22 protein-coding genes are annotated in these 24,260 nt (G+C 68.2%); 10 read left to right on the top strand and 12 right to left on the bottom strand.

The window, feature by feature from the left end; translation table 11 throughout:
• The first annotated feature begins 255 nt into the window (after positions 1-255).
• Entirely contained in the window at positions 256-1,200 is a 945-nt protein-coding gene (locus LJ657_RS40320; protein WP_232654659.1) for a DMT family transporter, read from the top strand.
• Positions 1,201-1,695: 495 nt separating this feature from the next.
• On the opposite strand, the gene LJ657_RS40315 is transcribed toward LJ657_RS40320, so the two are convergent.
• The 4 genes from LJ657_RS40315 to LJ657_RS40300 form a co-directional block, all read right to left on the bottom strand.
• On the bottom strand, positions 1,696-2,355 hold the full coding sequence (locus LJ657_RS40315) for a response regulator transcription factor (protein ID WP_232654658.1): 660 nt from the start codon (positions 2,353-2,355) through the stop codon (positions 1,696-1,698).
• Positions 2,343-3,497: a sensor histidine kinase gene (locus tag LJ657_RS40310; RefSeq protein ID WP_232654657.1), complete on the bottom strand. Its 1,155-nt coding sequence runs from the start codon at positions 3,495-3,497 to the stop codon at positions 2,343-2,345. The genes LJ657_RS40315 and LJ657_RS40310 overlap by 13 nt, the downstream gene beginning before the upstream one ends.
• A 238-nt stretch (positions 3,498-3,735) precedes the next feature.
• Entirely contained in the window at positions 3,736-4,161 is a 426-nt protein-coding gene (locus LJ657_RS40305; RefSeq protein ID WP_232654656.1) for a hypothetical protein, read from the bottom strand.
• Positions 4,162-4,266: 105 nt separating this feature from the next.
• A complete protein-coding gene (locus LJ657_RS40300) occupies positions 4,267-4,662 on the bottom strand; it encodes a hypothetical protein (protein WP_232654655.1) in 396 nt (131 codons plus the stop codon).
• Between the two features lie 1,003 nt (positions 4,663-5,665).
• Here LJ657_RS40300 and LJ657_RS40295 point away from each other — a divergent pair.
• The 5 genes from LJ657_RS40295 to LJ657_RS40275 all read left to right on the top strand — a co-directional run bounded on the left by LJ657_RS40295 (position 5,666) and on the right by LJ657_RS40275 (position 10,930).
• Positions 5,666-6,898, top strand: a complete 1,233-nt coding sequence (locus LJ657_RS40295; protein ID WP_232654654.1) for a cytochrome P450 — start codon at positions 5,666-5,668, stop codon at positions 6,896-6,898.
• A 56-nt stretch (positions 6,899-6,954) separates the two neighbouring features.
• Positions 6,955-7,149, top strand: a complete 195-nt coding sequence (locus LJ657_RS40290; protein WP_232654653.1) for a ferredoxin — start codon at positions 6,955-6,957, stop codon at positions 7,147-7,149.
• Positions 7,146-8,330, top strand: coding sequence for an NAD(P)/FAD-dependent oxidoreductase (locus LJ657_RS40285; protein ID WP_232654652.1), 1,185 nt, complete (start codon positions 7,146-7,148; stop codon positions 8,328-8,330). Before LJ657_RS40290 ends, LJ657_RS40285 begins: the two co-directional genes overlap by 4 nt.
• Before the next feature lie 174 nt (positions 8,331-8,504).
• Entirely contained in the window at positions 8,505-10,010 is a 1,506-nt protein-coding gene (locus LJ657_RS40280) for an aldehyde dehydrogenase family protein (RefSeq protein WP_232654651.1), read from the top strand.
• A gap of 62 nt (positions 10,011-10,072) precedes the next feature.
• On the top strand, positions 10,073-10,930 hold the full coding sequence (locus LJ657_RS40275) for an SDR family oxidoreductase (RefSeq protein ID WP_232654650.1): 858 nt from the start codon (positions 10,073-10,075) through the stop codon (positions 10,928-10,930).
• 118 nt (positions 10,931-11,048) lie between these two features.
• Here the strand turns inward: LJ657_RS40275 and LJ657_RS40270 are convergent, their stop codons facing one another.
• On the bottom strand, positions 11,049-11,828 hold the full coding sequence (locus tag LJ657_RS40270; RefSeq protein ID WP_232654649.1) for a TetR/AcrR family transcriptional regulator: 780 nt from the start codon (positions 11,826-11,828) through the stop codon (positions 11,049-11,051).
• Here LJ657_RS40270 and LJ657_RS40265 point away from each other — a divergent pair.
• Positions 11,809-13,392 carry an MFS transporter gene (locus tag LJ657_RS40265; RefSeq protein ID WP_232654648.1) on the top strand — a complete coding sequence of 528 codons (1,584 nt, stop codon included), beginning with the start codon at positions 11,809-11,811 and terminating at the stop codon, positions 13,390-13,392. The genes LJ657_RS40270 and LJ657_RS40265 overlap by 20 nt on opposite strands.
• A gap of 315 nt (positions 13,393-13,707) precedes the next feature.
• Here LJ657_RS40265 and LJ657_RS40260 read toward each other — a convergent pair whose 3' ends face one another.
• The 3 genes from LJ657_RS40260 to LJ657_RS40250 form a co-directional block, all read right to left on the bottom strand.
• A complete protein-coding gene (locus LJ657_RS40260) occupies positions 13,708-14,055 on the bottom strand; it encodes a hypothetical protein (RefSeq protein WP_232654647.1) in 348 nt (115 codons plus the stop codon).
• A gap of 173 nt (positions 14,056-14,228) precedes the next feature.
• Positions 14,229-14,396 carry a hypothetical protein gene (locus tag LJ657_RS40255; RefSeq protein WP_232654646.1) on the bottom strand — a complete coding sequence of 56 codons (168 nt, stop codon included), beginning with the start codon at positions 14,394-14,396 and terminating at the stop codon, positions 14,229-14,231.
• A 503-nt stretch (positions 14,397-14,899) separates the two neighbouring features.
• Positions 14,900-19,333 (bottom strand): AAA family ATPase, encoded by a 4,434-nt coding sequence (locus LJ657_RS40250; protein ID WP_232654696.1) that lies wholly within the window; start codon positions 19,331-19,333, stop codon positions 14,900-14,902.
• A 261-nt stretch (positions 19,334-19,594) separates the two neighbouring features.
• On the opposite strand from LJ657_RS40250, the gene LJ657_RS40245 reads away from it, so the two are divergent.
• The 3 genes from LJ657_RS40245 (at position 19,595) to LJ657_RS40235 (ending at position 21,829) form a co-directional block, all read left to right on the top strand.
• On the top strand, positions 19,595-20,323 hold the full coding sequence (locus LJ657_RS40245) for a hypothetical protein (protein ID WP_232654645.1): 729 nt from the start codon (positions 19,595-19,597) through the stop codon (positions 20,321-20,323).
• A 37-nt stretch (positions 20,324-20,360) separates the two neighbouring features.
• Complete coding sequence (locus tag LJ657_RS40240; protein ID WP_232654644.1) at positions 20,361-20,555, top strand: hypothetical protein; 195 nt, start codon at positions 20,361-20,363, stop codon at positions 20,553-20,555.
• 305 nt (positions 20,556-20,860) lie between these two features.
• The gene (locus tag LJ657_RS40235) at positions 20,861-21,829 is read left to right on the top strand and encodes a hypothetical protein (RefSeq protein WP_232654643.1); all 969 of its coding nucleotides are present in this window, start codon (positions 20,861-20,863) and stop codon (positions 21,827-21,829) included.
• A 241-nt stretch (positions 21,830-22,070) separates the two neighbouring features.
• Here LJ657_RS40235 and LJ657_RS40230 read toward each other — a convergent pair whose 3' ends face one another.
• The 4 genes from LJ657_RS40230 to LJ657_RS40215 all read right to left on the bottom strand — a co-directional run bounded on the left by LJ657_RS40230 (position 22,071) and on the right by LJ657_RS40215 (position 24,254).
• A complete protein-coding gene (locus LJ657_RS40230; RefSeq protein WP_232654642.1) occupies positions 22,071-22,724 on the bottom strand; it encodes a hypothetical protein in 654 nt (217 codons plus the stop codon).
• A 44-nt stretch (positions 22,725-22,768) separates the two neighbouring features.
• A complete protein-coding gene (locus tag LJ657_RS40225) occupies positions 22,769-23,047 on the bottom strand; it encodes a DUF6211 family protein (protein ID WP_232654641.1) in 279 nt (92 codons plus the stop codon).
• Positions 23,048-23,247: 200 nt separating this feature from the next.
• Positions 23,248-23,856, bottom strand: coding sequence for a DUF6349 family protein (locus tag LJ657_RS40220; RefSeq protein ID WP_232654640.1), 609 nt, complete (start codon positions 23,854-23,856; stop codon positions 23,248-23,250).
• Positions 23,853-24,254 carry a DUF6181 family protein gene (locus tag LJ657_RS40215; protein WP_071370504.1) on the bottom strand — a complete coding sequence of 134 codons (402 nt, stop codon included), beginning with the start codon at positions 24,252-24,254 and terminating at the stop codon, positions 23,853-23,855. Before LJ657_RS40215 ends, LJ657_RS40220 begins: the two co-directional genes overlap by 4 nt.
• Positions 24,255-24,260 lie beyond the last annotated feature (6 nt).

Genomic DNA, 24,260 nt, shown 5'->3' with positions numbered 1-24,260 from the left:
GCGCCGCCCCTGTGGGGACGGGGGCGGCGCGGTCCCGGGCCCGGTGGCAGGAGCCTTCCCCCAGGCTCCGCCGCCGGGCCCGTGGCCTTGGCCGAGGCCCGGGGTGTAGCCCGCTACACCCCCACATCGGGAGGGTGCTCCCTCGTTCCGGCCGACGGTCCACGGAATTGTGGACAGCACAGCGGGACCCCTCTCAAACCCCGCTGAGCAGGCCGGACTTCACCGGCCTCAACGTCCTTCGACTGGAGCCCCGCGATGAACATCACGGTCGCCGTGGTACTGGCGCTCGTCTCCATCGCGGCCTACGCCGTGGCGGCGGCAACGCAGCACCGCGTCGCTTCCGCCAACGGGCTTGGGCTGCGACGCCTGTTGACCAACTCTGCCTGGTGGGCGTCGAACGCAGCCAATGCCACGGGCGCCGCGCTGCACGTCGCCGCCCTCAAGTACGGCCCGCTCACCCTGGTCCAGTGCCTCGGCGCGCTGACCGTCGTGGCCGCCGTCCCGCTCGCCGCCCGCGGCGCCGGACGCCGGGTCGGCCGCGGCGAATGGCACGGCATCGCCCTCACCCTCGCCGGTTTCGCGGCCCTGCTCCCGCTCACCACGAGCGGCGACGATTCCAGCGGCGTCCTCACAACCCCGGCCGCCCTGGCCGTCGCGGTCACCGCCTCCCTCGTCGTCCCGCTCGCCCTGTCGATCCGCACGAGTACCGGGCACACCCTGGCCCTGGCGGCGGCCTCCGGGGTCGTCTCCGGCACCGGCTCCGCCCTCACCCAGACGGTCCTTCACGCCGACAGCCTGCTGACCTGGCAGACCGCGCTGGTGGCGGCCCCGGCCGTCGCCCTGGCCGTGATCGGACTGCTGCTGTCCCAGACCGCCTACACCGGAGGCCTCGGCGCCCCCCTTGCCACCCTCACGATCGCCAACCCTCTGGCAGCATCGGCCATCGGGCTTACCCTCCTCGGCGAGCGCATCCACGGCGGCCTCCCCGGCACTGCCCTGGCCCTCACCGGCACAGCGCTAGCGGCCCGCGGGATCCTCCTCCTCGCCCGCCCCAGCACCAGCTTCCCCGCCACGGACAACGCCGATACCCCTGCGGCTCATGGCCTCGTCTGCACTGCGCCGACCCCGCGCCCCACAGCAGCGTTCCATCGACACCCGCACCTCTCGGGAGTGACCGAACTGGAAGGTAGGGCCCTTTGATGACGAAATCGCCCACGACCTCCGGACCGTGCTCGTTGGCGTCTTCGTCGCCCATGACACCCCGGCTGCCGTGGTCGGCGTTCCCCGGAGCCAGCACGACCAGGCCCAGGCCGCCATGGTGTGAAAGCTTCGTACGCCGCCTCGGTCACTCCTGCACTGTCAGACCGAAGATCCCATCACCGGACAGACCGGCACCCCGGTCGGCTGCGACGGCTCAGACCACAGTTACTCCGTCGCTGGTCGCCTCTGGCTCGGCGGTGAAGGACGCCGGCTTGCGCAATCTCAGACGAAGCGGCATCACCAGACCCCACGCCTCTGGCTTCCGGAGCAGCATGCGTCTACACGTACGGGCCACCGGAGAGAGACGACGCCTACTCAGGCGTGGCCGCCCGGTGGATCGCAGCCCCTGTCCCCAGGGCACGCCGCGGCCGTCCACCCCAACGCGCATGGTGAATCGGGGGGCGGACGGCACGCCGGATCCCCTCCGGCGATCAGTCAACAGCCAGCCGTCCAAGGGTGGTTGAGGTACGCCAGCACGGCGAGAACCCTACGGTGCCCGCTGTCACTCGGTGGCAGCCGCAGCTTCACGAAGACGTTGCCGATGTGCTTGCTGACCGACCGCTCAGTGATGACGAGCGTCTTGCCGATGGTGGCGTTGTCATGCCCCTCTGCCATCATTTTCAGCACCTCGCGCTCGCGCGGAGTGAGGGAGTCAAGTGGTGAGTCCCGGCGGCGCGTGAGCAGCTCGGTCACGACCTCGGGATCCAGCGCGGTACCGCCGGAGGCGACCCGCTCCAGCGCGTCCAGGAACTCGTCGACCCGGCCCACCCGGTCCTTGAGCAGGTAGCCGACGCCGCTGGCCCCGCCGACCAGCAGCTCGGCGGCGTACGACTGCTCGACGTACTGGGACAGCACCAGGACCGGCAGCCCGGGGATCTCCTTGCGGGCCTCCAGGGCGGCCCGCAAGCCCTCGTCGCGGAAGGCCGGCGGCATCCGAACATCCAGCACGGCCACGTCCGGACGGTGCCGGAGCAGCGTGGGCAGGACCTCCGGGCCGCTGCCGGCCACTGCCACTACCTCGTGCCCGGACGAGGTCAGCAGCAGTACGATCCCTTCCCTGAGCAGGGCGTTGTCCTCAGCGATCACCACACGCACGGCAGCTCCACAGCAATCGTCGTCGGTCCCCCCATGGGACTGGTCATGGTCACCTCACCGTCCAGCGCGGCGACGCGTCGCCGGATACCGAGCAGCCCGGAGCCGCCCGTCTCGTCGGCGCCGCCCAGACCCTCGTCGCGGACGACAGCCCGCAGCCCTCTGGGGAGGCGCTCCAGTTGCACGGTCGCACGCTTCGAACCGCTGTGCTTGGCGGCGTTGGTGAGCGCTTCAGCAACGGTGAAGTACGCCGCCGCTTCCACCGCGGCCGGAGCCCGCACCCCGTCGTCCTCCAGACCATCCACCCCCACGGTCACCTCCAGGCCGCTGCCTGACGCCAGCGCCCGTACGGCGCCGACAAGCCCTCGATCGGTCAGGATCGGCGGATGGATGCCGCGCACGACCTGCCGCAGCTCGGTCAGCGCCTCCTGGGCCTGATCCTGGGCGTCGGCCAGCAGCTTGCGCGCGGCATCAGGGTCACGGTCGTACGCCCGTTGCGCCAGCCCGATCCGCATGGACAGCGCCACCAGCCGTGCCTGTGCGCCGTCGTGCAGGTCCCGTTCGATGCGGCGCAGTTCGGCGCCGTGCGCGGCGATCGCGTCGGCCCGGGTGGCGGCCAGCGCCTCGACGCGGGCGGCCAGCAGCGCCTGCGGCGAGGGCTTGAGCAGAGCCTCCGACCAGCGGGCCTCCAAGTCAGCGATGCGCACGATGAGCGGTAGGACGACCGGATCGCGGCGCAGCAGCCCGCACCACACACCGTCGACGACCAGGCCCGGCGGCCAAAGCAACAGCGCCGGAAACAGCAATGCGCCGTAGAGGTAGGAGGCTGCCATCCAGCGCACGTCGATGAGGGTGCCCGGGTCACGGACGGAGATACGCAGCCGCTCGCGCAGGGTACCGGTGATCGGCTGGTAGGCCTCAGGGATCTGCCGTCCGGTCCAGGCTGCCGTTTGACCGCGTTTGGCTCCTGCTGTCCGGCGGAGCAACAGCACCGTCTCAGGCAGCTGCCACGCACCCACCACCACGATCGTGAGGACAGCCGTGATCAGCAGCACCGTGATGAACAGATACAGGCCGAAGGCCATAGCCGCGGCGATGACCAGATGGAGGGTGGCCCGGGCTGCCTGCCGGATCGTTCTGCCCATGGCGGCAAGACTACGGGCTGGGGGAAGAGACATGATCGTGCGGGGGATGGCTGAATGCCTACGTGCCGGTTTCATGGCGGCGTGAACTCCTTCAACAACGGCTCGCGCGTACCAGTGAGCCTCGAGCCGCAGAGGGGTGGCCGTACGGGCCCGTTGGGGGGACGGCTGCGCTGGACGAGGGGACAGGTGCGAGGCGGGGCAACAGACGCGAGGGCGGCACGTGATGTGAACTGTTTCGCTACGGCGTGCAAATGTTCTTCAGTGCGTCGGCCGCGGCATCGATCTGGCCGGAGTCAGGATTGGTGTCACCGTTCAGGACGGCCTTGTTGTAGTCCGCGATCGCATCCTTGAGGTCGCCGACCGCCTTGTCGATCTTGACGTCGTCCGTTCCGTCGTTGAGCTTGTCGATCTTGTCGAGATTCCTCTTGATGGTGTCGATGGACTCCTCGGTCCGTGCGGGATTCTTCGCCGCTCCCAAGCCGGCCTCATGGATATCCCTGAGGCTGTCGGTGATCGTGTCGGTGTTCTGGAGGCAGTCCAGCGAACTGTCTGCTTTCGAGCCGTCCACTCCGTCGCAGCCGGTGGCGAGTCCTGCGGTGAGTATGCATGCGGCTACGGCCGTGGCGACGGCGGTGGTACGACGCACGAATCGGTTGACGGTCATGGAAGGGCCCTGCCTTTCAGGTGCGGGCTCATAACTGGGTCCCGGCGTGATGCTGGAGGGAGAGACGGGACGATACGGACGGGAGAGCAAGTCATCGACCTGTGGTCACATCTCGTGTCGGGCCGCGGCGCCGGCCCGCTTCCGGCGGTTGGCAACGAGGCCGCCCGCCGCGCCCAGTGAGACCAAGCTAATCCCGGCGACGGCCATGATCCGGTTCGCTCCGTCCAGCGTGAAGTAGCACACCGCGGCCACACCACCGTTGAACAGGAACAGGAACCACAGCACCGGTGGCGTGGACAAGAACGCCTTGATCTTCGGCTTCTTCGCGATGCGCGAGCCCGCCACGAGCGATACGGCGATACCGGCGTAGGTGGCCACGTTCTTCGCTGTGCCGTCGAGCACGACACCGGACGCGGAACTCGCGGCTATGCCGACAACGAAGAACGACCAGAGCAGCAGGTTGGCGACGATCGATCGGACGGCGGCAAGCGGCGACTTCACGGGAATGCCCTTCGGGAGAAGGAGACGGAGGGTGCACTGAGAGGTGCGGGTCTGTTGCGATCTCTGGGGACCACGATTCCGTCGCCCGCTCGTCGCCGCGAGGGACCGGCCTCCCGAACCGATGGTGTAGTCCGCTACACCCTGGGACCGCGTACTGCTGCATCACCACATGGACGAATCCGACTAAACCACCCGAACCGCGCTACCCAAAGGCCGGTTGCGAGATCAGACATGCCCCCATCGACGACCCGACGGTCGCGAATCGCGTGACCGAGGAGTACGAGAGCCCCTCGTAAGTCACGCGGGGCGGTGGCGGACAGGAGGTCTACTGGGAGGAAGTGCTGCGCCACGACCGGAATTGCACCACGCATCGACGATGCCGCGCAGTGTCAGGTGCAGCGGCGTCTCGACACTGCGGAGGAACGCCCGCCCCCGCACTGTGCCGCCTCGGCCCTGATCCGGCCGAAAGGGTCGTCGAAGACGTCGGGCTTGTCCCGGGCCCCGCCACGCGAGAGACCCGCAGCTCTCCGATGTTCATGCCGACGACTGTGTCCGGGATCACCTCGGCGAAACGTTCCTGGTCGTCGAGCGAGGAGCACGCGCAATGAGCCCTCTCTGTAACACCGCGGCCTGGCCGTGGTGTTCCCCATCGCGACGGCGGTGGCGTGCGATCGGCCCTCATGCGGAGATGCGGCTGTTCCGGACCCGACCGCCAGGGCGCTCCTTTGCGGGGAGGAAGTTCCCAAGGTCGGACTCCGTGGTTGAAGTTCCGGCCACCGGCGCTCTGTGGCTCAGTGGTGCCGCAACACCCGTTGGCATCAATGGTGTAGCTGGCTACACCACTGACTGGGGAGCGCTCTCCCTCGCGGCAGAGATCGCCGCACGGAATCGTGAAGTTCACCGAAGGGACGCTCCTCGCCGGCCATCCGAGATGGAGGGACAGGCGCGTGAGCTCCTCCTTCGGCCCACCCAGCGCTCCGCCCCCCACTAACCAAGGAGAACCATGGCCGCCCCCCTGATCAGTCCCGCACACGACGGCGCCGACGCTGCTCCAGAGTTCCCCATGTCTCGTGACTCCCGATGCCCCTTCGACCCTCCGCCCGGCCTCAAAGAGCTTCAGGAACAGGGGCCGCTGAAGAAGGTGCGTCTGTGGGACGGCAGTGAGCCGTGGCTCGTGACCCGCTACGCCGAACAGCGGGCGGTCCTGGGCGATCACCGGGTCAGCGCCGACACCGACCAGCCCGGCTATCCCACCAAAGCCACCGCTGAAGCAGGTGAGGGCAAGCTCAGCTTCATCATGATGGACGACCCCGAACACGCCCGGCTGCGCCGGATGGTGACGGCGCCCTTCGCCATCAAGAAGGTGGAGGCCCTCAGGCCCGCCGTGCAGCGGATCGTGGACGGTCTGATCGACGACATGCTGGCCGGCCCCCAGCCGGTCGACCTCGTGGAGGCGTTCGCCCTGCCGATCCCGTCGCTGGTCATCTGCGAGCTGCTCGGCGTCCCCTACGACGACCACGCGATGTTCCAGGAGAACACCAAGACGATGGTCCGCACGACCGCGACCCCCGAGGAGCGGGGTGCGGCGACCCGGGAGATCGCGGGGTACCTGGCCGCCCAGATCGCCAAGCGGCTCGCCGAGCCGCAGGACGACCTGCTCTCCAGCATCGCCGGACGGGTCACCGAGGGAGAGCTGACGGATGCGCAGGCCACGGAGATGGCCCTGCTCCTGCTGATCGCGGGCCACGAGACCACCGCGAACATGATCGCGCTCGGCACTCTCGCCCTGCTCCAGCACCCCGACCAGCTCAAGCTGCTGCGGGAGACGGACGACCCGAAACTCGTCGCCTCCGCGGTCGAGGAACTCCTGCGCTACCTGCACATCACCCACCTCGGCCGGCGCCGCGCAGTCACCGAGGACATCGAGATCGCCGGGCAGGTCATCAAAGCCGGCGAGGGCGTCATCATGGTCAACGAGATCGGCAACCGCGACCCCGAGGTCTTCGAGGACCCCGACCGCCTCGACATCACCCGCGACGCCCGCCGGCACGTCGCCTTCGGCTTCGGCGTCCACCAGTGCCTCGGCCAGCCGCTGGCCCGCATGGAGCTCCAGGTCGTCTACAGCACCCTCTACAAGCGCATCCCAACGCTGAAGCTCGCCTGCGCGCTGAACGACGTGAAGTTCAAGCACGACGCGTTCATTTACGGCGTCCACGAGCTGCCCGTCTCCTGGTGACGGGTCTTCCGTCCCGCAATCGACCAAGAACCACGTGTGAAGTAAAGGGGAATCCCATGAAGGTGGAGCTGGAAGCCGACAAGTGCGTCGCCTCGGGGCAGTGCGTGCTCGCCGCGATGGAGGTCTTCGACCAGGACGACGACGGCATCGCGATCCTCCTGGAGGAGCAGGTCGGCGACGACCAACTCGACAACGTCAAGGAAGCCATCGCGGTCTGCCCGGCCGCCGCCATCCGGCTGGTCGAGCAGTGAGGCGCATCGTCGTTGTCGGAGCCTCGGCCGCCGGACTCGCGGCGGCCGAGACCCTCCGCCGGGAGGGCTACGACGGCACCCTCACTCTCGTCGGCGACGAACCGCTGGCGCCGTACGATCGCCCGCCGCTGTCCAAGCAGGTCCTGGCCGGGGAGTGGGAGTCCGAGCGACTCGCCCTGCGCAATGCCGAAGACCTGGCCGGGCTCGACCTCGACCTGCGTCTCGGCGTGGCCGCCACCGGCCTCGAACTCACCGACCGCACCGTCAAGTTGGCCGACGGGACCGCTCTGCCCTACGACGGGCTGATCGTGGCCACCGGGGTCCGGCCGCGCCGGCTGCCGGGCAAGAGCGCGCACGTCCTGCGCACCCTCGGCGACGTCCTGATGCTGCGGGAGCGGCTCACGCCGGGGCGGCGCCTGGTCGTGGTGGGAGCCGGTTTCCTCGGCGCGGAGGCCGCCGCCGTGGCCTGGCAGCTCGGAGTCCACGTCACCCTGCTCGAACCCGCCCCCGTACCGCTGGCCCACGCTGTCGGCACGGAGGTCGGCCAGATGCTGACGCGGGCCCACCTCGAACGGGGCGTGGAACTGCGGTGCGGTGTGAGCGTGGCCGAGGTGACCGAGAACGGCGTCCGCCTCGCCGACGGCGAACTGGTCGAGGCAGACGAGGTGCTGGTCGCCGTCGGCTCGCTGCCCAACACCGAGTGGCTCGACGGCAGCGGCCTCACCGTCGGCGACGGTGTGGTCTGCGACGAGTACTGCCAGGCCGCGCCGAACGTGTACGCCGCCGGTGACGTCGCCCGTTGGTACAACCCGCTCTTCGGCACCTCGATGCGAATCGAGCACCGCACCAACGCCGCCGAACAGGGCATGGCGGCCGCTCGCAACCTGCTCCATCCCGAGGCGGGCAAGCCGTTCGCGCCGGTGCCGTACTTCTGGTCCGACCAGTACGACATGAAGATCCAGGCGTACGGCTACCTGCGCGGCCACGACGAAGTCGCCGTCGTGGACGGCGATATGGCCGAGCGTCGGTTCGTCGTCGCGTACCGCACCGGTGACCGGGTCGGCGGCGCTCTCGCGGTCGGTATGCCTCCCAAGGCGATTCGGCAGTGGCGGCAGGCGATCGCGACGGGCGCTCGGTGGGACGAGACCGTGCGTACCACCGCCCCCGCAGTGGAGTCCTGACCTCCAGCCGTACGAACACCGCTGCCGCGGGACGCTCTGTGGCTGACCGGAGCACATACGCCGGGCTCGACGTCGGCGCCTTGCCCATGCACTTCTCCAAGGCGTCCGGCCTCCCAAGCCGCCCCGTGGCGCACCTTAGCGATTTCATCCCCCCACCCGCAGAGGAGACAGACGATGTCCACCACTCCATCAGGTCCGCCGTCGGCCGCATTCCGGCCCGAGGAGCGCCTCCTGATCGACGGAAAGCTCCGCCACGCCGCGGACGGCGGAACGTTCGAGGTGGTCAACCCGGCGGACGGCACCGTTCTGGGCAAGGTTGCCGACGCAGGCCGGGCGGACATGCTCGACGCGATCGCCGCGGCCCGGCGTGCTTTCGAGGAGACGGACTGGGCGGTCGACCACCAGTTCCGCAAGCGTGCCATGACCCAGCTCCTCGACGCCCTGGTCGAGGAGAAGGACGAGCTGCGCGAGGAACTCATCGCGGAGGTCGGTGCCCCGCGCATGCTCACCCATGGTCCTCAGCTGGAGGATCCCCTGAAGAAGTTCCAATGGCACATCGACCACATCGACCGGTTCGAGTGGGTGCGCCGACTCGACGACGCCGTCAACCGAGCCACCAACGAGCCCACCGAGCGGTGGGTGGTCAAGGAACCCATCGGCGTCGTCGGCGCCATCACCCCCTGGAACTTCCCCTTCGGGTTGATGCTCGTCAAGCTCGCCGGCGCACTCGCCACCGGCAACACCGTCGTCGCGAAGCCGGCGCCCGAGACACCGTGGAACGCCACCCGCATCGGTCGGCTCATCGCAGAGCGCACCGACATCCCGGCCGGCGTGGTCAACATGGTGACGACCAGTGGCCGTGACGTGGCCGAACTCCTTGTGACCGACCCCCGCGTCGACATGGTGTCGTTCACGGGCTCCACGGTCACGGGGCAGCGCATCCTCGAGTGCGCCGCGCCGACCTTCAAGCGCACCATGCTGGAGCTCGGTGGCAAGAGCGCGTCGATCATCCTCGACGACGCGGACCTCACGCAGGCCATCCCGCAGGCGCTCGGCGCGCTCGCCCACTCGGGCCAGGGCTGTGCGCTGCCGACCCGGCTGCTCGTGCACCGCAAGGTCTACGACCAGGTCGTCGCCGGTCTTACGCAGGCGTTCAAGCAGGTGCCCTGGGGAGACCCGCAGGAGCAGGGCATGCTGGCCGGCCCGCTCATCTCGGCCCGGCAGCGTGACCGCGTCGCCGAGTACATCCGCACCGGTCAGGAAGAGGGCGCGAGGCTCGCCGTCGGCGGCGGCGTCCCCGACCGCCCGGGCTTCTGGGTGGAGCCGACACTCTTCGTCGACGTCGACAACGACTCCACCATCGCGCAGGAGGAGATCTTCGGGCCGGTGCTCACCGTGACACCGTTCGACACCGACGAAGAGGCGATTCAGCTGGCCAATGCCAGCCGGTATGGACTCGCCGGATATGTCGCGTCGGGCTCGACGGAGCGCGCTCTGCGCATCGCGCGCGCCATCCGAGCCGGCAGCCTCATGGTCAACGGTGGCTCGTACTCCGGCGGGGACGCCCCGTTCGGCGGATACAAGGCCAGCGGCATGGGCCGCGAGGGCGGCCGCGAAGGCTTCGAGATCTTCACCGAGACCAAGACCATCGGGTCCGCGCTCTCGCTCCCGCTCTCCTGACGCAATCCCCCCCACACACAGCACTGCGCCCGGCACCGGCGCGGATGAGAGGAACTGGGCACATGAACGACTACCTGCAGTACACGGGCAAGACCGCGGTCGTGACCGGCGCCGCCTCTGGTATTGGCAGGGCAACGGCACAGCGGCTCGTCGAGTTGGGCGCGGAGGTCCACGTCATCGACTACGCGCCGACCGAGCTGTCGGGTCTCGCCTCCGCGATCCAGGCGAATCTGGGAGTGCGGGAGGACATCGACCGGGCTTTCGCGTCGCTCCCCGAGCACATCGACGCGTTCTTCGGGGTGGCCGGGGTCTCTGGTATGCAGCACGACTACAACACGACCGTGCTCATCAACTACGGCTCCTACAAGTACATCTCGAAGACGTACCTGGAGGCCCGGATGGGTGACGGCGGCGCCATCGCCTATGTGTCCTCCCTGGGCGGTATCAACTGGGAGCGCTACCAGGAGGAACTCGAAGGGCTGATCCAGGCCGACGGGTGGGACGCCATCGTCGCGACGATCGAAGGACTCGGTCTCCAGGACCAGCCCGGCCCGGCCGCCTACGCACTCTCGAAGCGGGTGCTCAACCTGTTCACGGCGCACAGCGCCACCGAACTCGCCAGCCGTGGCATCCGGGTGAACGCCCTGCTCCCCACGAACACCGAGACCGGTCTGACGTCGGACTTCGCCGTGATGCGCGGCGGACGCGACCAGCTTGAGGCGAACGCCGGCCTGCACAAGGGCCTGGCCACACCGGAGGAGATGGCGGACCCCCTCGTGTTCCTCAACTCGCATGCGGCGCGGTACATCTCCGGGCAGCCGCTCCTGGTCGACTTCGGGGCCCGCAACCTGCAACTCCTCGGCCGCAAGGCGGACATGCTGGACCGCCCGCTGATCGGGAACGCACAGTCCGCACGCTGATGGCCCCCGGCTGCTGACGCAGGGGTGCGCGAAGACCAGAGTCCATCCTGACTTTTGCGCACCCCTCTCGCCGCACCGAGCCCGCCGTCATCCCGCAGAGCTGCGCACGCCTCCGGTGTCACCCGGCTTCAGGTGAACCGTCGTCCTGCAACGCGGGTGCGAGGAGATGACAGAGGGTATCGGCCAGCAGGTGCAGGGGGTCGGTGGTCTCCAGCGGCCAACCGGCGGCAATCCAGATGGAGAAGAACGACTCGGTCTGGAGCACCGCCATCAGCGCCCGCTGACGGGCCTCCGCAGGGTCGGTACCCCGCCAGCGCTCGGAATGCCCGACCAGGAGGCCGACGTAGTACTCATGCGCCTTGAGGTACTGCTCGCGGCCCTCGCTGAGGCTTCGGAAGGCCCCCGGGGCTGCCGCATTGGTGACGCGGCGGATGGGTGCCATCTCACGCCAGCGAACTTCGGCGCCGTCGAGCCAGGTCCGGATGCTGACGCGGGTCCACCGCGGAAGTGCGGCAAGGTCGGCATACGCCTCTCCCATCAGGCCATACACCCGGTCCACGAGCGCGTCCACAATCTCGGCCTTGCCAGGGAAGTGGGCGTAGACCGTGGCCCGTGTCACCCCCGCGGCCTGGGCGATGTCCTCCATACGCGCGTCGAGAAAGGACTTCTCGGCGAACACCGTGACGGCCGCGTCGAGCAGTCGGCGATGCGTGAGGACCTTCTGCTCTTCGCGCAGGTTCCTGCGGGGTGTCGGCTCCATCCGCCCAGTCTCTTCTACTGAGCGCTGCATGACTTCACTATACGCCGTGTATGGTGAAATGATCTCGCTATACATCACGTATAGCGAACCCGTGACCTGAAACCCGTCGAGGAGCACAGTGAACGAGTCGACCCTCATAGAGACGCCCCCCACCTCCCGTCGGCAGCTACTGAAGCCGCTCAGCGGCCTGCTCCTTGCCCTCTTCGTCTCGACCCTCAGCAGCACGGTGGTCTCCAGCGGGCTGCCGAAGATCATCGGAGCCGTCAACGGGACGCAGACCCAGTACACCTGGGTCGTCACCGCGACCCTCCTCACCACGACGGCGACAACCCCGCTCTGGGGCAAGCTCGCCGACCTCTTCAGCAAGAAGGCACTTCTCCAGGCCTCCCTCGCCATCTTCGTGCTCGGAGCCCTGGCTTCCGGGATCAGCCAGACGGGCGGGCAGCTGATCGCCGCGCGGGCCCTGCAGGGCGTCGGCGTGGGAGGTGCACAGGCGCTCGTCCAGATCGCCATCGCGGCGATGATCCCGCCTCGGGAGCGTGGCCGTTACAGCGGTTACGTCAGCGGCGTCACGTCAACCTCGACCATCGGCGGGCCACTCCTCGGCGGCATCATCGTCGACACCTCGTGGCTGGGCTGGCGGTGGTGCTTCTTCATAGCCGTCCCGCTCGCCGCAGTCGCGTTTCTCCTGCTCCAGCGAACGCTGAACCTTCCGGTCATCAGCCGCGAGAACGTGAAGATCGACTATCTGGGGGCCACCCTGATCGCCTCCGGGGTCAGTGTTCTGCTCATCTGGGTGTCGTTCGTCGACAACTCCTTCGCCTGGGTCTCCTGGCAGACCGCCGCCATGGTGTCCGGCGCGCTGGCCCTGCTCGCCGCGGCCCTGTGGGTGGAGAAGCGCGCCGCCGAGCCCGTGGTCCCACTCGGCATCGTGAAGCAGCGCACCACAGCTCTGGCGATTCTCGGCAGCCTGGCCGTCGGTACGGCCATGTTCGGCACCGCGGTGTTCCTGAGCCAGTACTTCCAGCTGAGCCGCGGCAACACCCCCACCGAAGCGGGGCTGCTGACCATTCCGATGATGGCCGGCACCCTGATCGCCTCCATCGTCGCCGGCCGACTGATCAGCCGAAGCGGAAAGATCAAGCCGTACGTCATCACCGGCGCCGTGCTCCTCACCGCCGGGTCCGCGGGCCTCGGCGCCATTAACCACAAGACGCCCATGCTCTTCCTGGGCGCGGCGATGCTGTGCGTGGGCATGGGCGTCGGCCTGACGTTGCAGAACTTCGTGCTCGTCGTCCAGAACACCGTGCCGCTGAAGGATGTCGGAGCGGCGAGCTCCACGGTGTCCTTCTTCCGCTCCCTCGGCGGCACTATCGGCGTCTCCGTCCTCGGCGCCGTGCTGGCCCGCCAAGTCCATGACGGGATCGCGAACGGTATGGCCTCAGCCGGGATGTCCGGCGCGGGCCTGCCCTCGGAGGCCGCCGCACAGTCCCCCGCAACGCGGGAGATCATCCGCATCGCGTACGGTGACGCGACCGCGCAGATCTTCCTCCTCTCGGCCGCTGCGGCCGTCCTCGCTATCGTCGCCGCCCTCCTCCTCAAGCCGGTCAACCTGCGCAGCAGCCTCGACCTCCCCGAGAAGACCGGTGAATCGCCGGCCTCGGCACCCGACCCCGACCCGGGCACGCGTTCGAGCGTGTGAGTGTCGGTAATCCCGGCTATCAGAAAGCTGGGGGAACGGGTGGCTGCGCCGTATCCCCCTGATGAGAGCGTGACGTCTGACGGGTCCGGTCCGGACGGTGGTCACGCTGAACATCAACAACGGCTATATCACGCCGGGTTCACACTGAGGTCTCCACCAGCATGTTGGCGCCACGCGCCCCCGTGCGGCGATGTCCCGGGATGGGGCCCTGGCGCCCTCATCATGCCGCTAGGGCGCGACGGACCGGGCCAGCTCAACACACGGGAGCCGGATCGGCTCGGTACTGCCATACGTTGCTGACAGGCGTGCGGAGTCCTAGCTATAGAAGACGATGTATTGGAGGTGCGCTCCGCCGGTGGCCGTGCACTGGTGAGGGTAGAAGTCGCGGGTCCCGCCGGCGACGTCCTGGACATAGCCGCGGTTCGCCCCCGAGCAGACCTGCTTGGTGTTCGGGAGGTCCATCCAGCCGATTTGGTTGTTGCCGCCCCTCGTGCCGTCCCAGGTGTAGCAGTAGCTCGGGGCGTTGTAGCTGTCGATTTCGACTCCGCCGGTCGGGCAGTTGTTGTTGTAGACAGTCGCACTGGCGGGTGTGGCGGCGACGAGGCCGGCGGTGGCCAGCCCTGCGGCGATGACTCCAGTTGCCAGTTTCCGTGCGAGGTTCATGTGGTCCCCCTGGTGTTTGTGGGTTAACAGACTGTGCTGCGCCAATCCTGTCGGTGAACGGGCATGCCGGAGAGTGACGTTGACCTGACGTTAGTTAGACGCTTCGGACTGCTGCGTGGGCATCCAGCGGTGACGGGGGGCTTTAAGGTTCGCCTGCTGGACGCCCCAGAACGTTACGGCGGGTTGCGGGCGGGGCGAAGGATCTGTTTGCACTGTGAAGCGGGCCTACCGGTGTCGGTCTGCACAGTGTGGCCGTACGCCTCCGGCTGCCCGCCCCGGCCGCGCAGCCAGGCCGGCACCAGCAGCAGCCGCCGGACCTGGGCCCACTCCGCGTCCGTCATGTCCGACTGATGAGACTCTTTGGAATTCAAAGAGCGTCATCACGACGGATACTGCCGAACACGTTCCTGGCGATCGGCCGCATTCCCGAACCGGTGAGCGACACAATCACGTCGGTGCAACCGAGTTGAACTCCACCGGAGCGAGCACGTACAACTGCGGCAACCGGGTCTCCTGGATCTCGGTTGGCTTCGCAACCCCGAACTACCAAGAGGCCCGTCATGCCCGCGGCCAGCAGCGATCACCCGATCGAGACTCCCGTTCGAGGGGCGGGTCGGCCCTCAAGATCGGAACGACAACAGCCACTTACTCCACAGCTATGGGACCTGCTTGTCGACTACGGCTTCCGCTTGGAAGCAATCGATCTGCTCCAGGCTCCGGAGGCCGGCAACCCCTTTGTCGTGCAGCTCATCCGCGCCCGCCGACCCTCCCGTACGTAGGGAACTTGCGGCCGTGGCCGTCGGAAGACATTCCAGCCCCAACCCCGCTCGAATGGAGACCACTTCTACAACATTGGCGTGTCGGGGGCAGCTTCCGGAGACTGATCAGGGTGCGAGAACTCCGCCGTCGTGCGGTTGGCGTACGGAGATTCCGGTTTCGCGGCGTACTGCGTCGGAGGCTCTCCAGCATCCCCCCACAGATGATCATCCCGAGTCCGCTGCGTTTCTTCCTCTTGAAGACCGGACACTCGGTGTTCTGCACCGCGAGCGGTGTTTCGCACCGTGCCTGCCTCCGCTCGGAGGCGCTTGGCGCTTTGGGCGTCACTCTCCTGGGCTCGTCGCCGGAGCGCGATCTTGTCTGGCTCGGACATGTGAGCCTCGATGAGCACGGCGTCGAACTCATCGGCGGGACCTGCGGATTTGTATGCCTCGCGGAGCCGCATGTTCAACTGCTCCAGCTCACGCGTGGCCTCTTCGTACCTGTGAAGGAGTTCGCCACGGTCGGCTTCGGCTGTGCTCCGGGCATCCCCGCGCAACACTGGTCGCCCGAATCGACCGGTGGTATTCAGCTGCTGTTGGAGCCTTTCAAGACGTTCCTCGACGCCGAATAGATCAGCGGTCCGTTCGGTGACAGCCCCCCTCAGCGCCTGAACTTCACCGATCGCGGCAGCGCGGTGGGCGATGTCCTGTTGGCGACGGTCGAGCGCGAGCATGCTCGGGCCGGTTCCAGCGGCGGCTTGTTGTTCGGCGCGGTCGGCTGCCGCCTCTGCCTTCTCGGCTGCCGTCCTGGTGGCTCGGGCGGCCGTGGCAGCTTTGCGCGCAGCGTCGCGCAAAGACGCTTTGCTGAGGTGTGCGTACGGACGGTCGGCCGTCGGCGCAGGCTCCGGTGCTGAGGCCGGCGCCGTGGGCCGCTCCGTGATACGAGGGGTATGCGTTTCTTCGGGCTCCGGCGCGTCCTCGGGGCCGTCCGTCTCGTGCGGGTTACCGGCTCCGGGAGCGCGCGGGGTCGGCAGATCGGCTACGGCCTGCCGTACGTGGGCGGGGACTGCGGCCTTCGGGAGTTCGGTGAGGATCATGCGTTCCTCGGTGCCGCTCTCGATCTCACGGATGAGGCCCGCGACAGCGCGGTCAAGCTGTTCCTGTTCGGTGAGCGCGTCGCCTTGGCGGGCACGGTCGGCGTCGGTTTCGTAGACGGACAGCGGCAGGAAGAGGTGGGACTCCTGCTTGTCGCGGCTCATCATCGTGTAGAGCGCATTCGCCTGTGCCCCGGGCCCATAGACCAGGGCCTCTTGGACGCTCAGCCCCTGGGACTTGTGGCCGGTGATCGCGTATCCAAGGCTGAGTCCTCCTTGCGCGATGTAGTCGGCGTCGACCCATTCGGCTACGTCTCGTTGGCCGTCGGGGGTCTTCTCGCGCCACTCGACCAGGACGCGGCGCTCCTCATCGACGGCGCGCACGATTCCGCGGTACCCGTTCAGTACGTCCTCGTGCTCACCACGGCTTCGCTTGCCCCGGTAGTCGTTGGTCCGAAGGAGGACCTGGTCCCCGACGGACAGCGTCAATTCGCCACCGCCAGGGAGGGCATAGACGTGTTCCTGCCCGGTGAGGTCGCCGTTCGCCTTCCGCAGGGCGCGGGCCCCGAGATTCAGTTCCTCCACGATCTCGTTGGTGGCGGCCATCATGAGGAGCTGCTGCACGGCGGTGTGGTCGTCGGTATGCACGGCCCGCTTGTCGGCCCAGATGGTGAGCATCGCGGCGAGGGTGGCGTCCTTGTCCGCGAGGGCGTGCACGCGGCCGGTACCGACGAAGGCACGGAGCGCTTCCACTCGGTTGTCGTCGCGCCACAGCTCCAGAGCCCGGCGCTCGATCGCGTTTTTCTGCCGGAAGTTCTGGTTGAGGGTGAGCCCGCCAACAAGGTGCTGCACGGCGGCGAAGCTGCCGCCGATGCCGGGCGAGTGCAGCTGCTTCGGGTCTCCGATGCCGACGACCTTCGTCCCGGTCTTCGCCGCGTGGGCGAGGAGTTCAGCGATGTCACGGTCGTCGCACATCGCCGCCTCGTCCACGACCAGCACGTCAACGCCGTTGAGGCCGGCGCCGCCGGTATGGATGCCGGTGAGCCAGGACGCGAGGGTGCGTGAGGTGATCCCCGCTTCGGCTTTGAGGTTCGCGGCGGCGACGGCAGCCGTGCTGGCTCCGGCGATGACGAGTCCGTGAGCCTCCCACGCCTGCCGGGCGGTGTCCATGATGGTGGTCTTGCCCGATCCGGCAATGCCCACCACAGCGTCGATCCCGTGTCCGACGGTCAGCAGCCGTTCGAGGACCGCACGCTGTTCGTCGGAGAACTTGAAGGTACCGCCGTGCTGGGCTTCGACGGTGGACAGGGTCATGTCGACCGTGTCACGGCTGACGACGGCGCTCTGTGTGTCGAGACGGCTAGTTGCCTCGGAGACGATGAGCGTTTCCGCAGCGACGACGTCCGCCGTGGTGTAGCGGTCGGCGTGCGTGAAGTGCTGGGCGCCCTTCGGGTTCAGCTTGACCGCGTACCCCGCGTGCCGGAGGACTGAGTTGGTGAGGTGTTCGGCTTCCTCGACGTCTGCGACGCCGTACGGGAGGGCGTCCAGGACGGCGGAGATGGCGGCGGCGTGGGTGAAGTCCTTGGAGTGGCTGGTCAGGCCGGTTTTCGGGTCGAAGATCGTGGCACACAGCTCGTCCAGGCCCGGGTTCTGCTTCGGGCTGTCCTGCCCCATGGCGCTGGCCACGATGGCATCGGGGTTGTCACCGGCGGCGCGGCCTTCGGCCTGCCAGTAGTCGCGCAGGACATCGTCCGCGACTCCCGCGGCCTCTCCATTCTTCGCGGCCTTGGATGCGGTGGACGCGGCAGCGCGCTCGCGGGTCGTAGCGCTGTCGTAGCCGATGCCCAGCTTCGTCAGCAGGTCCCGGACCTGACTGTCGCGCTTGCTGAACAGGCGAATCGTGGCCTCGGGAATCGCCGCGATCTCCCACGCGCCGGTCCGCTCCTCGCGGCGAAAGCTGATGCCGAACTCATTGGTCAACTCCCTGCGGATGCGAGCGTTCATGAGGGACTGGGTCGCGCGAATGTGCCGGTGGAGGTCGCGGCCCCCGCTGGCCATGGTGGACCACTTGCCGTCGGTGCCCTTGACCATGTTGGCCAGGGTGAAGTGCAGGTGGAAGTGAGGGTCGCCGTATGGGGCGCCGTCCACGGGCCGGGCGGCCCGGTGCACCATCATCCAGCCGGAGAAGCCGCTCGTCTGCACGGTCTCCGCTTCGTCACCGTCACCGTGGTGACCACGCATGGCGTACGCAGTCCAGCGCTCCAGGGCACTGATGGACTCGCGGCCGGCGGAGGTGTAGATGCCCTCCACCTTGGGGGCGATCTCCTCGGGCGCGTAGGCGAGGAACGCGGACTTCGACTTCGCGAGGTCCAAGGTGGCGTCGGCACCGAAGTTGCCGACCTGCACGCGTCCTTCGAGCAGAGCCGCCTTGATCTCCTCGGCGTCCCACACGTCCTCGGGCGCAAGCCCTGCTGCCTTGGCCATGGCCACGGCTTCGCGTACGTCCATCGGCAAGTCCCGAAGGCGGCGTTCGCCCTCGCGCGCGGTCTGGGCGTACCGGCGCTTCATGGACGCGGTGGTGAACAGGTCGGCGGGCTGCTGCCCGGTCTCGGCGGCGCGGGCCTCTACGGCACGCAGGAGTTCGCGGGCGTCCAGGTGGCCGCCCGCCTCGGCGGCCACGACCTTCTCCAACGCGTCTTCGCCGTACAAGTCGACGGCGTCGATGCCGACGGCGTCGGCGAGCTTGAGCAGGATGGAGGCCGGGACGCGGTGCGATTCACCGAACCGCTTGAGCTGGCTCTCCATCCTGCGGAAGGCATCCTGCTTCCGCTTGGAGTCCAACAACCTCACAGGGTTCACACTGCGTTCGGCGGCGGCACGCCGGATGGCACGGGCCAGTGGGGCGGCGGGAAGCTTCGCGGCCGGCGCGATGGCGAGTTTGGGCTCCACGAGGGTCTGCCCGGTCCGGGGGTCCTCACCGTGCATGAGGCGGCGGGCGGCCTGGAAGTGCTCGGGGGCGAGCACGCTGCCAGGGGTGATGTCGAACTCGGTGAGCCCGCCACCGATCCACACGAGCGGGCGCTCACTGGCGTCCAGGTGGTAGTCCACCTGTCCGTCGGAGGCCGGGCGAGGAAGGGCCTGTTCGCCGTAGAGGTCGCGGGCGTCGAGACCGGCGGCGGCTGCGATTTCGACGGCGTCGAACCCGGTGAACCGCGCGGTGCCCTTGCTGCGGATGAGTCCGCGGGCGCGGAAGAAGGCGCGCTTGGCCTCGCGGGAGCTGAGCAGAGAGGCGACGGGGGCACCTGCCGCTTCGGCCTTGGCCTCAACGGCGGCGACGAGGGGGGCCGCGTCGACCGTGACGGACTTCCCGCAGCCGTGACCGCCGGTAAGGCGGTACTCAACCTGCTCGTCGGACGGGCCGATCATCGTCACCCAACCCACCGGCCCGCCCACCCCCTTCAGTCAGACTCAGCCGGAACCTGTCATTTCAGGTCTCGTATCGTCACGAAGTGACGATACCTTGGTCCTCTAATTTCAGACTGGCGCGCTGAGTAGAGGGATTTCTGCGTGGGACGCGCTACGAAGCTGTGGGCTCTCGCGGCTGAAGACAGCGACTGCTCGGAGGCTGTTACCTCGGCTTCGCGAGAAAGAGCGCCTCGTTGATCAGGTGTGTTGTAGCCTGCGGCCATGGATATGTGGGACACCAGGACCCGGGGGCAACACCCCCTGGTGGATCACGTGTTCGCCGTCGCGGGAGCCGCAGATTCACTGAAGCTGAGCTTCTTCGCCGATGAGGTCGAGGGACGCGCCGTCTCCGTCGTCGCCCGCAGCCGATGGGACGGGCTGTCCCAGCTAGCCGGGATCGATGGGCAGTCCCGAGCACTTTCGACTCTCCTAGCGACCGATCGTCGCCTCGCTGACCTCCGGGCACTGACCAAAGAGATCACTGAAGACGCGGTTCAGAGTCGGCGTCTTCGAACTCGCTTGCTTGCCACCGCCGAGCAGGACACGGGGCTCCCGAGCATTGTCTTCGCCCCGGAGGACCGGCCGTGTTCCTCAACTCGGCCGGGGTGGGCCTGGGCCCGACACGCGTCAGACGTCCTGGAGTACGTCGCTGAGGACGGCGCTGCCCACTGTGCCCTTCGCTTCAGTCACGAACGCCCCTGGATTGAAGAAGACCCGCGCTGGCTTGCCGAAGCAGCACTTGCGGAAGTCACGAAGCAATTTCTGGCCATCAGAGACATTGCTCTGGCGGCTCTTGGGCTGCTGATCGGCCCGACATACAGCTTCGCCGGGAACATCCCACCAAACGAGACGTCGCCGTGCGGTGTTCTCCGGCTGGCCGCACCGATCGTTCCCGGTGCGCCGAGCCTCCGGTCATGGCCTCACGAAATGACCATGACCCTAGCTGCTTAGCCCTCATCGGGGCGGCAGCCCTGTAGAGGACGGTTTCATGCGCTGGGACTTTCGCACGAGGGTGCTACTCGTGGTGGTCGCGGTTCTTCTCTCGCTCACCGCGTCGCTGTCTGCGGCGCTCCTCGCCTACGCCACAGGCGGAGGCGGGCACCAGGCCGCGGGCTGGGGCGCTGGCACCTTCGCGGGATCGATGACGATCACCCTGGGCGTGCTGGCCATCCTGCTGTCATGAGGCAGCAGGTCTCCCGCCCAAGCAATTAGTGAATAGCCGGGTCGGCCCCAACTCTGGAGGCCGGCCCGGCAGCAGATCAGCGGCAATCTGCTATCGGCCGAGGGGCCACTCGCCGAGGGGGACCGGGGCCCGGCCCGCCGCCTCCCTGACGGCCTCGTCCCTTCCGCACTCAGGGCAGATCCGAACTTCACGTTCGATCGTCAGCCGGGTACGTGCGGGCCGTTCGCCGAGGGGGCTGCCGCAGCGCGGACAGGTGAGTTCGTACGCTGCTGGCTCCGATACCGAACGATTCTCAGGGGGACAGCATGACGAGCATTGGGCACCCACGGCTGGGCTCACGCCTTGCCGTCATCAAGGCCCGGCTCCAGAGTTGGGTGCGAGGCCACTCCGAGACGTGGCAATTCGCCGTTGGACACGCGCTGGCCTTCCCCTTTGTGAGCCTTCAGTTGGTCATGGTGATGATTGGCTCCGGGGTGGGCGCCGTGATCTGCCTGGTGCTGTCCAGCGTCGCCTGCGTCGCAGCTGGCTGGCTGATGCGTCCTTGGTTCGAGGGGCTACCGCGCAAGGAACAACGACGGATCACGACGGTTCCGCTCTTCGGGTACCTGGGCATGGTCACCTTGTTCGTCTTCTGCTGCCTGTGGCTGGCACCCCAAGAGCGCGGTGTGGCCTCAATGCTCCTGTTCCTCGTCTGGACCTACCACTCCTTGTACGGGTCAGCTTTCGAACCGTCGGGATTCGCGTATGAACGCCTCCGCGGGAGGCTGCGTCGAGCTGCTCCAGTACGGGTCGCGGTCATCTGGTGCGGAATGGCGGGGTTGTTCTTCCTGCTCCAGGGGTTGAGGGAGCGAAGCGAGTACAAGACCGTGGTCTTCGGAACCATGGTCACGTTGAGCCTGGCGGGCATCGCCGCGTCGCTGAAGGTGTTCACCCGGGTCCGGCGGCTCTCCACGAGCCTCGATCTGCACACGGACAAGTTGGTCATCGAACTGGAGAAGCTGCGCACTCTCCCCCAGGAGAAGCGTGCCGAGCAGCAGATCGCTGTCGAGAGCGCCTGGAGAGACCTTCGCCGGGTCCTGGTGAACAAGATCGACACCGGGTTCAGTATCTCTGGAGTGTTCGTCCTTCCGCAGGCTGCGCTCCGAGAGCTGCGTGACGATGTACACCGTGCTCAGCGGGCTGCGGGTTCCGACTTCGCGGCACACCGGTCCGTGATCGCAAAGCTGCGCATGATCCGGATCGCATGTGCTGGCGGGACCGACACGCTGGCCTAGCGGATCGCATAGGAATACACGTGGTCCCCACATTCAAGGAGTGGGGTGGGGACCAGAACTGCTACGACGCGATTGGCCATTCACCGAAAGGAACGGGCGCCTGGCCGGTTGCCTCACGTACGGCTTCCTCCGTACCGCACAGGGTGCAGATGAAGACCTCGCGATCAAGGGTCAGCCGGGAACGCGCGGGCCGTTCACCAAGTGGGCCGCCGCAGCGCGAACAGCGCGTGTCGGGCACGGATTACTCCTCGGGGTGTTCGCGGGCTGACTTCAGGATCAGATTCCAGACCGTACGGGAGTACGTCTTCTCCGTCTGCCCCTGAAGGTCGGCGATGAGGTCGGCGTTCTTGGCCCCCGGGTTGGCGGCGAGTGCTTGCCGCGCGAGCGTGAGCCGTTGGTCTCCCTGGTAGGGGTAGGCCAGTCCGCGGCGGCCCTTGGGCCGTCCGCCGGCGTGCCCGCGGCCCTTCCGCTCCGCGACGTACTGCCACAGCCGCCAGCGCTTCCACTTCGGGCGTCGCCGGGTCGGGAGCTCGTCCCAGCCGTCGGGGTCGGGCCACCCTTCCGGCGGGTTCTTGACGTAGTGGGAGACGGTGGTGGAATCGGCGAACCCGCAGACCTTCGCGGCTTCGGCGGGGCCGACCATCTCTTCGGGGTCGCCGTCGAGCTTCGGCGGGTTGGTGGTGCTGGCTGCGGCGCGCTGCCGCTGAAGCTCGTGGTGCCACGTCACCCATACGTCGCCGTCCCAGTGCATGACGCCGTCGATGGTGTCCGCGACGGGCGGGTGCCCGTTGTTCTCCCGGTCGGTCCAGAGGTTCTGAAGCGTCGGCTCGCTGATGCCGTGGACCTTCCGCAGGTCCGCGCGTGAGTAGAGCGTGCGGCCGGTCTTGCGGGACACGGTCGCCTCCTGTTCTTGGTCGGGGTCGTGACCGCTCGGCACGGTCACTGGATGTCGTCCGGGTCCGGGGCCGGCGCCCACGTACGGCTGCCCGCCGGTTCGAGCCGGGTGAGGGTGGCTATGTCGGCCAGGGGGACGGCGGCGGCCCAGTCGGCACGGCCGGGGTGGTCGACGGGCAGGTTGAGCACGAGGTGCCGGCCGGTAGGCGGGAAGTCCTCGACGATGACGAAGCTGTCGGTGGGATCAGCGCCGATGCTGTTACCCCTCGTGAGCTGGGCGATGTCGCCGGGCTGGGGACAGTCGGGGTGTCGGTCGCATAGCATGGTGGGGTTCTTTCTGGTGAGAGAACATCGACGGCCAGCGCCTTGTTGCCCTTGTGCGCTGGCCGTCATCTGTTGTCTGGGGTGCGTGGCGCCCGTGGGACGCACGGCCGGTCGGAGGTTGCCCGCTCCGCTGACGGCGGAGTAATTAAACCACCTTTGGGTTGAGCGGGGCGGGGCCCTGATCCGGAGGACGGCGGTCATCAGAAGAGAGCCCCTTGATCTGTAGGGCGTCGGCCCCGGTCGATGGGTGGCCGGGTGACGCGGAGTTCGTAGCGGGGGCGTCCCGTGTACGGCGGGGCGTGAGCTTCGCAGCGGTAGCGGCGCCACGCCACGACGGGGGCACCCTGGTCGATCCAGCCCGCCGGGTATCGGGCGATGAGTTGAGCCCAGCGGCTCCGGCTCCGCGGGACGGCCCACCGGTCCTCGACCGTGGTGATCGGCGGCAGCGCCCGCCAGCCGGGGAAACAGTGGTCGTGCGCGTCCTCCACCGCCTCGTTGTCACCGTCCCCGAACCCGTTGCCGGAGTGCACGGGGCCTTCCCACTCGCACGCCAGGCACCCGCCCCGGAACTCCTGCTCGTCCCCCCGGCAGCCGGTCGGCCGGCTGCGAGAGAGCAGGGTCGGGGCGTGGTGTTCGGGCGGGTCCAGCTCATGGCCGAGGTCGCAGTACGCGCCGCCGGGGTGTCCGGGCTGAATGTGCCACGCCTGCCCGGCGCTCCCTGGTGACTGGCGCGTCCGCGCGTTGCGCACCCGCCAGTAGTACGTCTGCCGTGCCCGTGCTCCGGTCGGCTCGGCGACGGTCGCGGTCATGATGGCCCACCCCCGGCGGCGGCGAGCACTTCGCGCAGAGGATCAGCGAGTACGGCCTGTTCGTCCGGGGCGTCGAGGAACCGGGACCCGTACGCGCGGCGCACGGCCCGGCGGGCGTCCTGGTGACGGTCAAGCTCCGGGTAGTACGGCGATCGGTCGAGCACGTCATAGCCGTGCTGGGTGAGCACGTCGGCGATGAGCGACCGGACCCGTACCGGGTCGAGGGCGGTGAGGTCGGTTTCCCCCGGGGCCGCGAGGAGTACGCGGATCAGCTCGGCCGCGGTGAGCCGGGGTTGAAGGGGGACGCCGACTCGGTGGACGCCGTCCCGGCTGGGGGTGGCGGCTCCTCGGCGGCTCGGCGTCCTGGTGGTGCTGCGGGCTTCGGTCGTCTCGTCCATCGTGCT

The sequence above is a fragment of the Streptomyces guryensis genome (assembly GCF_021261325.1).
In the GTDB taxonomy this organism is placed as follows: Bacteria; Actinomycetota; Actinomycetes; order Streptomycetales; family Streptomycetaceae; genus Streptomyces; species Streptomyces guryensis.
Note: the sequence above shows the minus strand (reverse complement) of the source record. Positions and strands in the feature narration are given on the sequence as shown.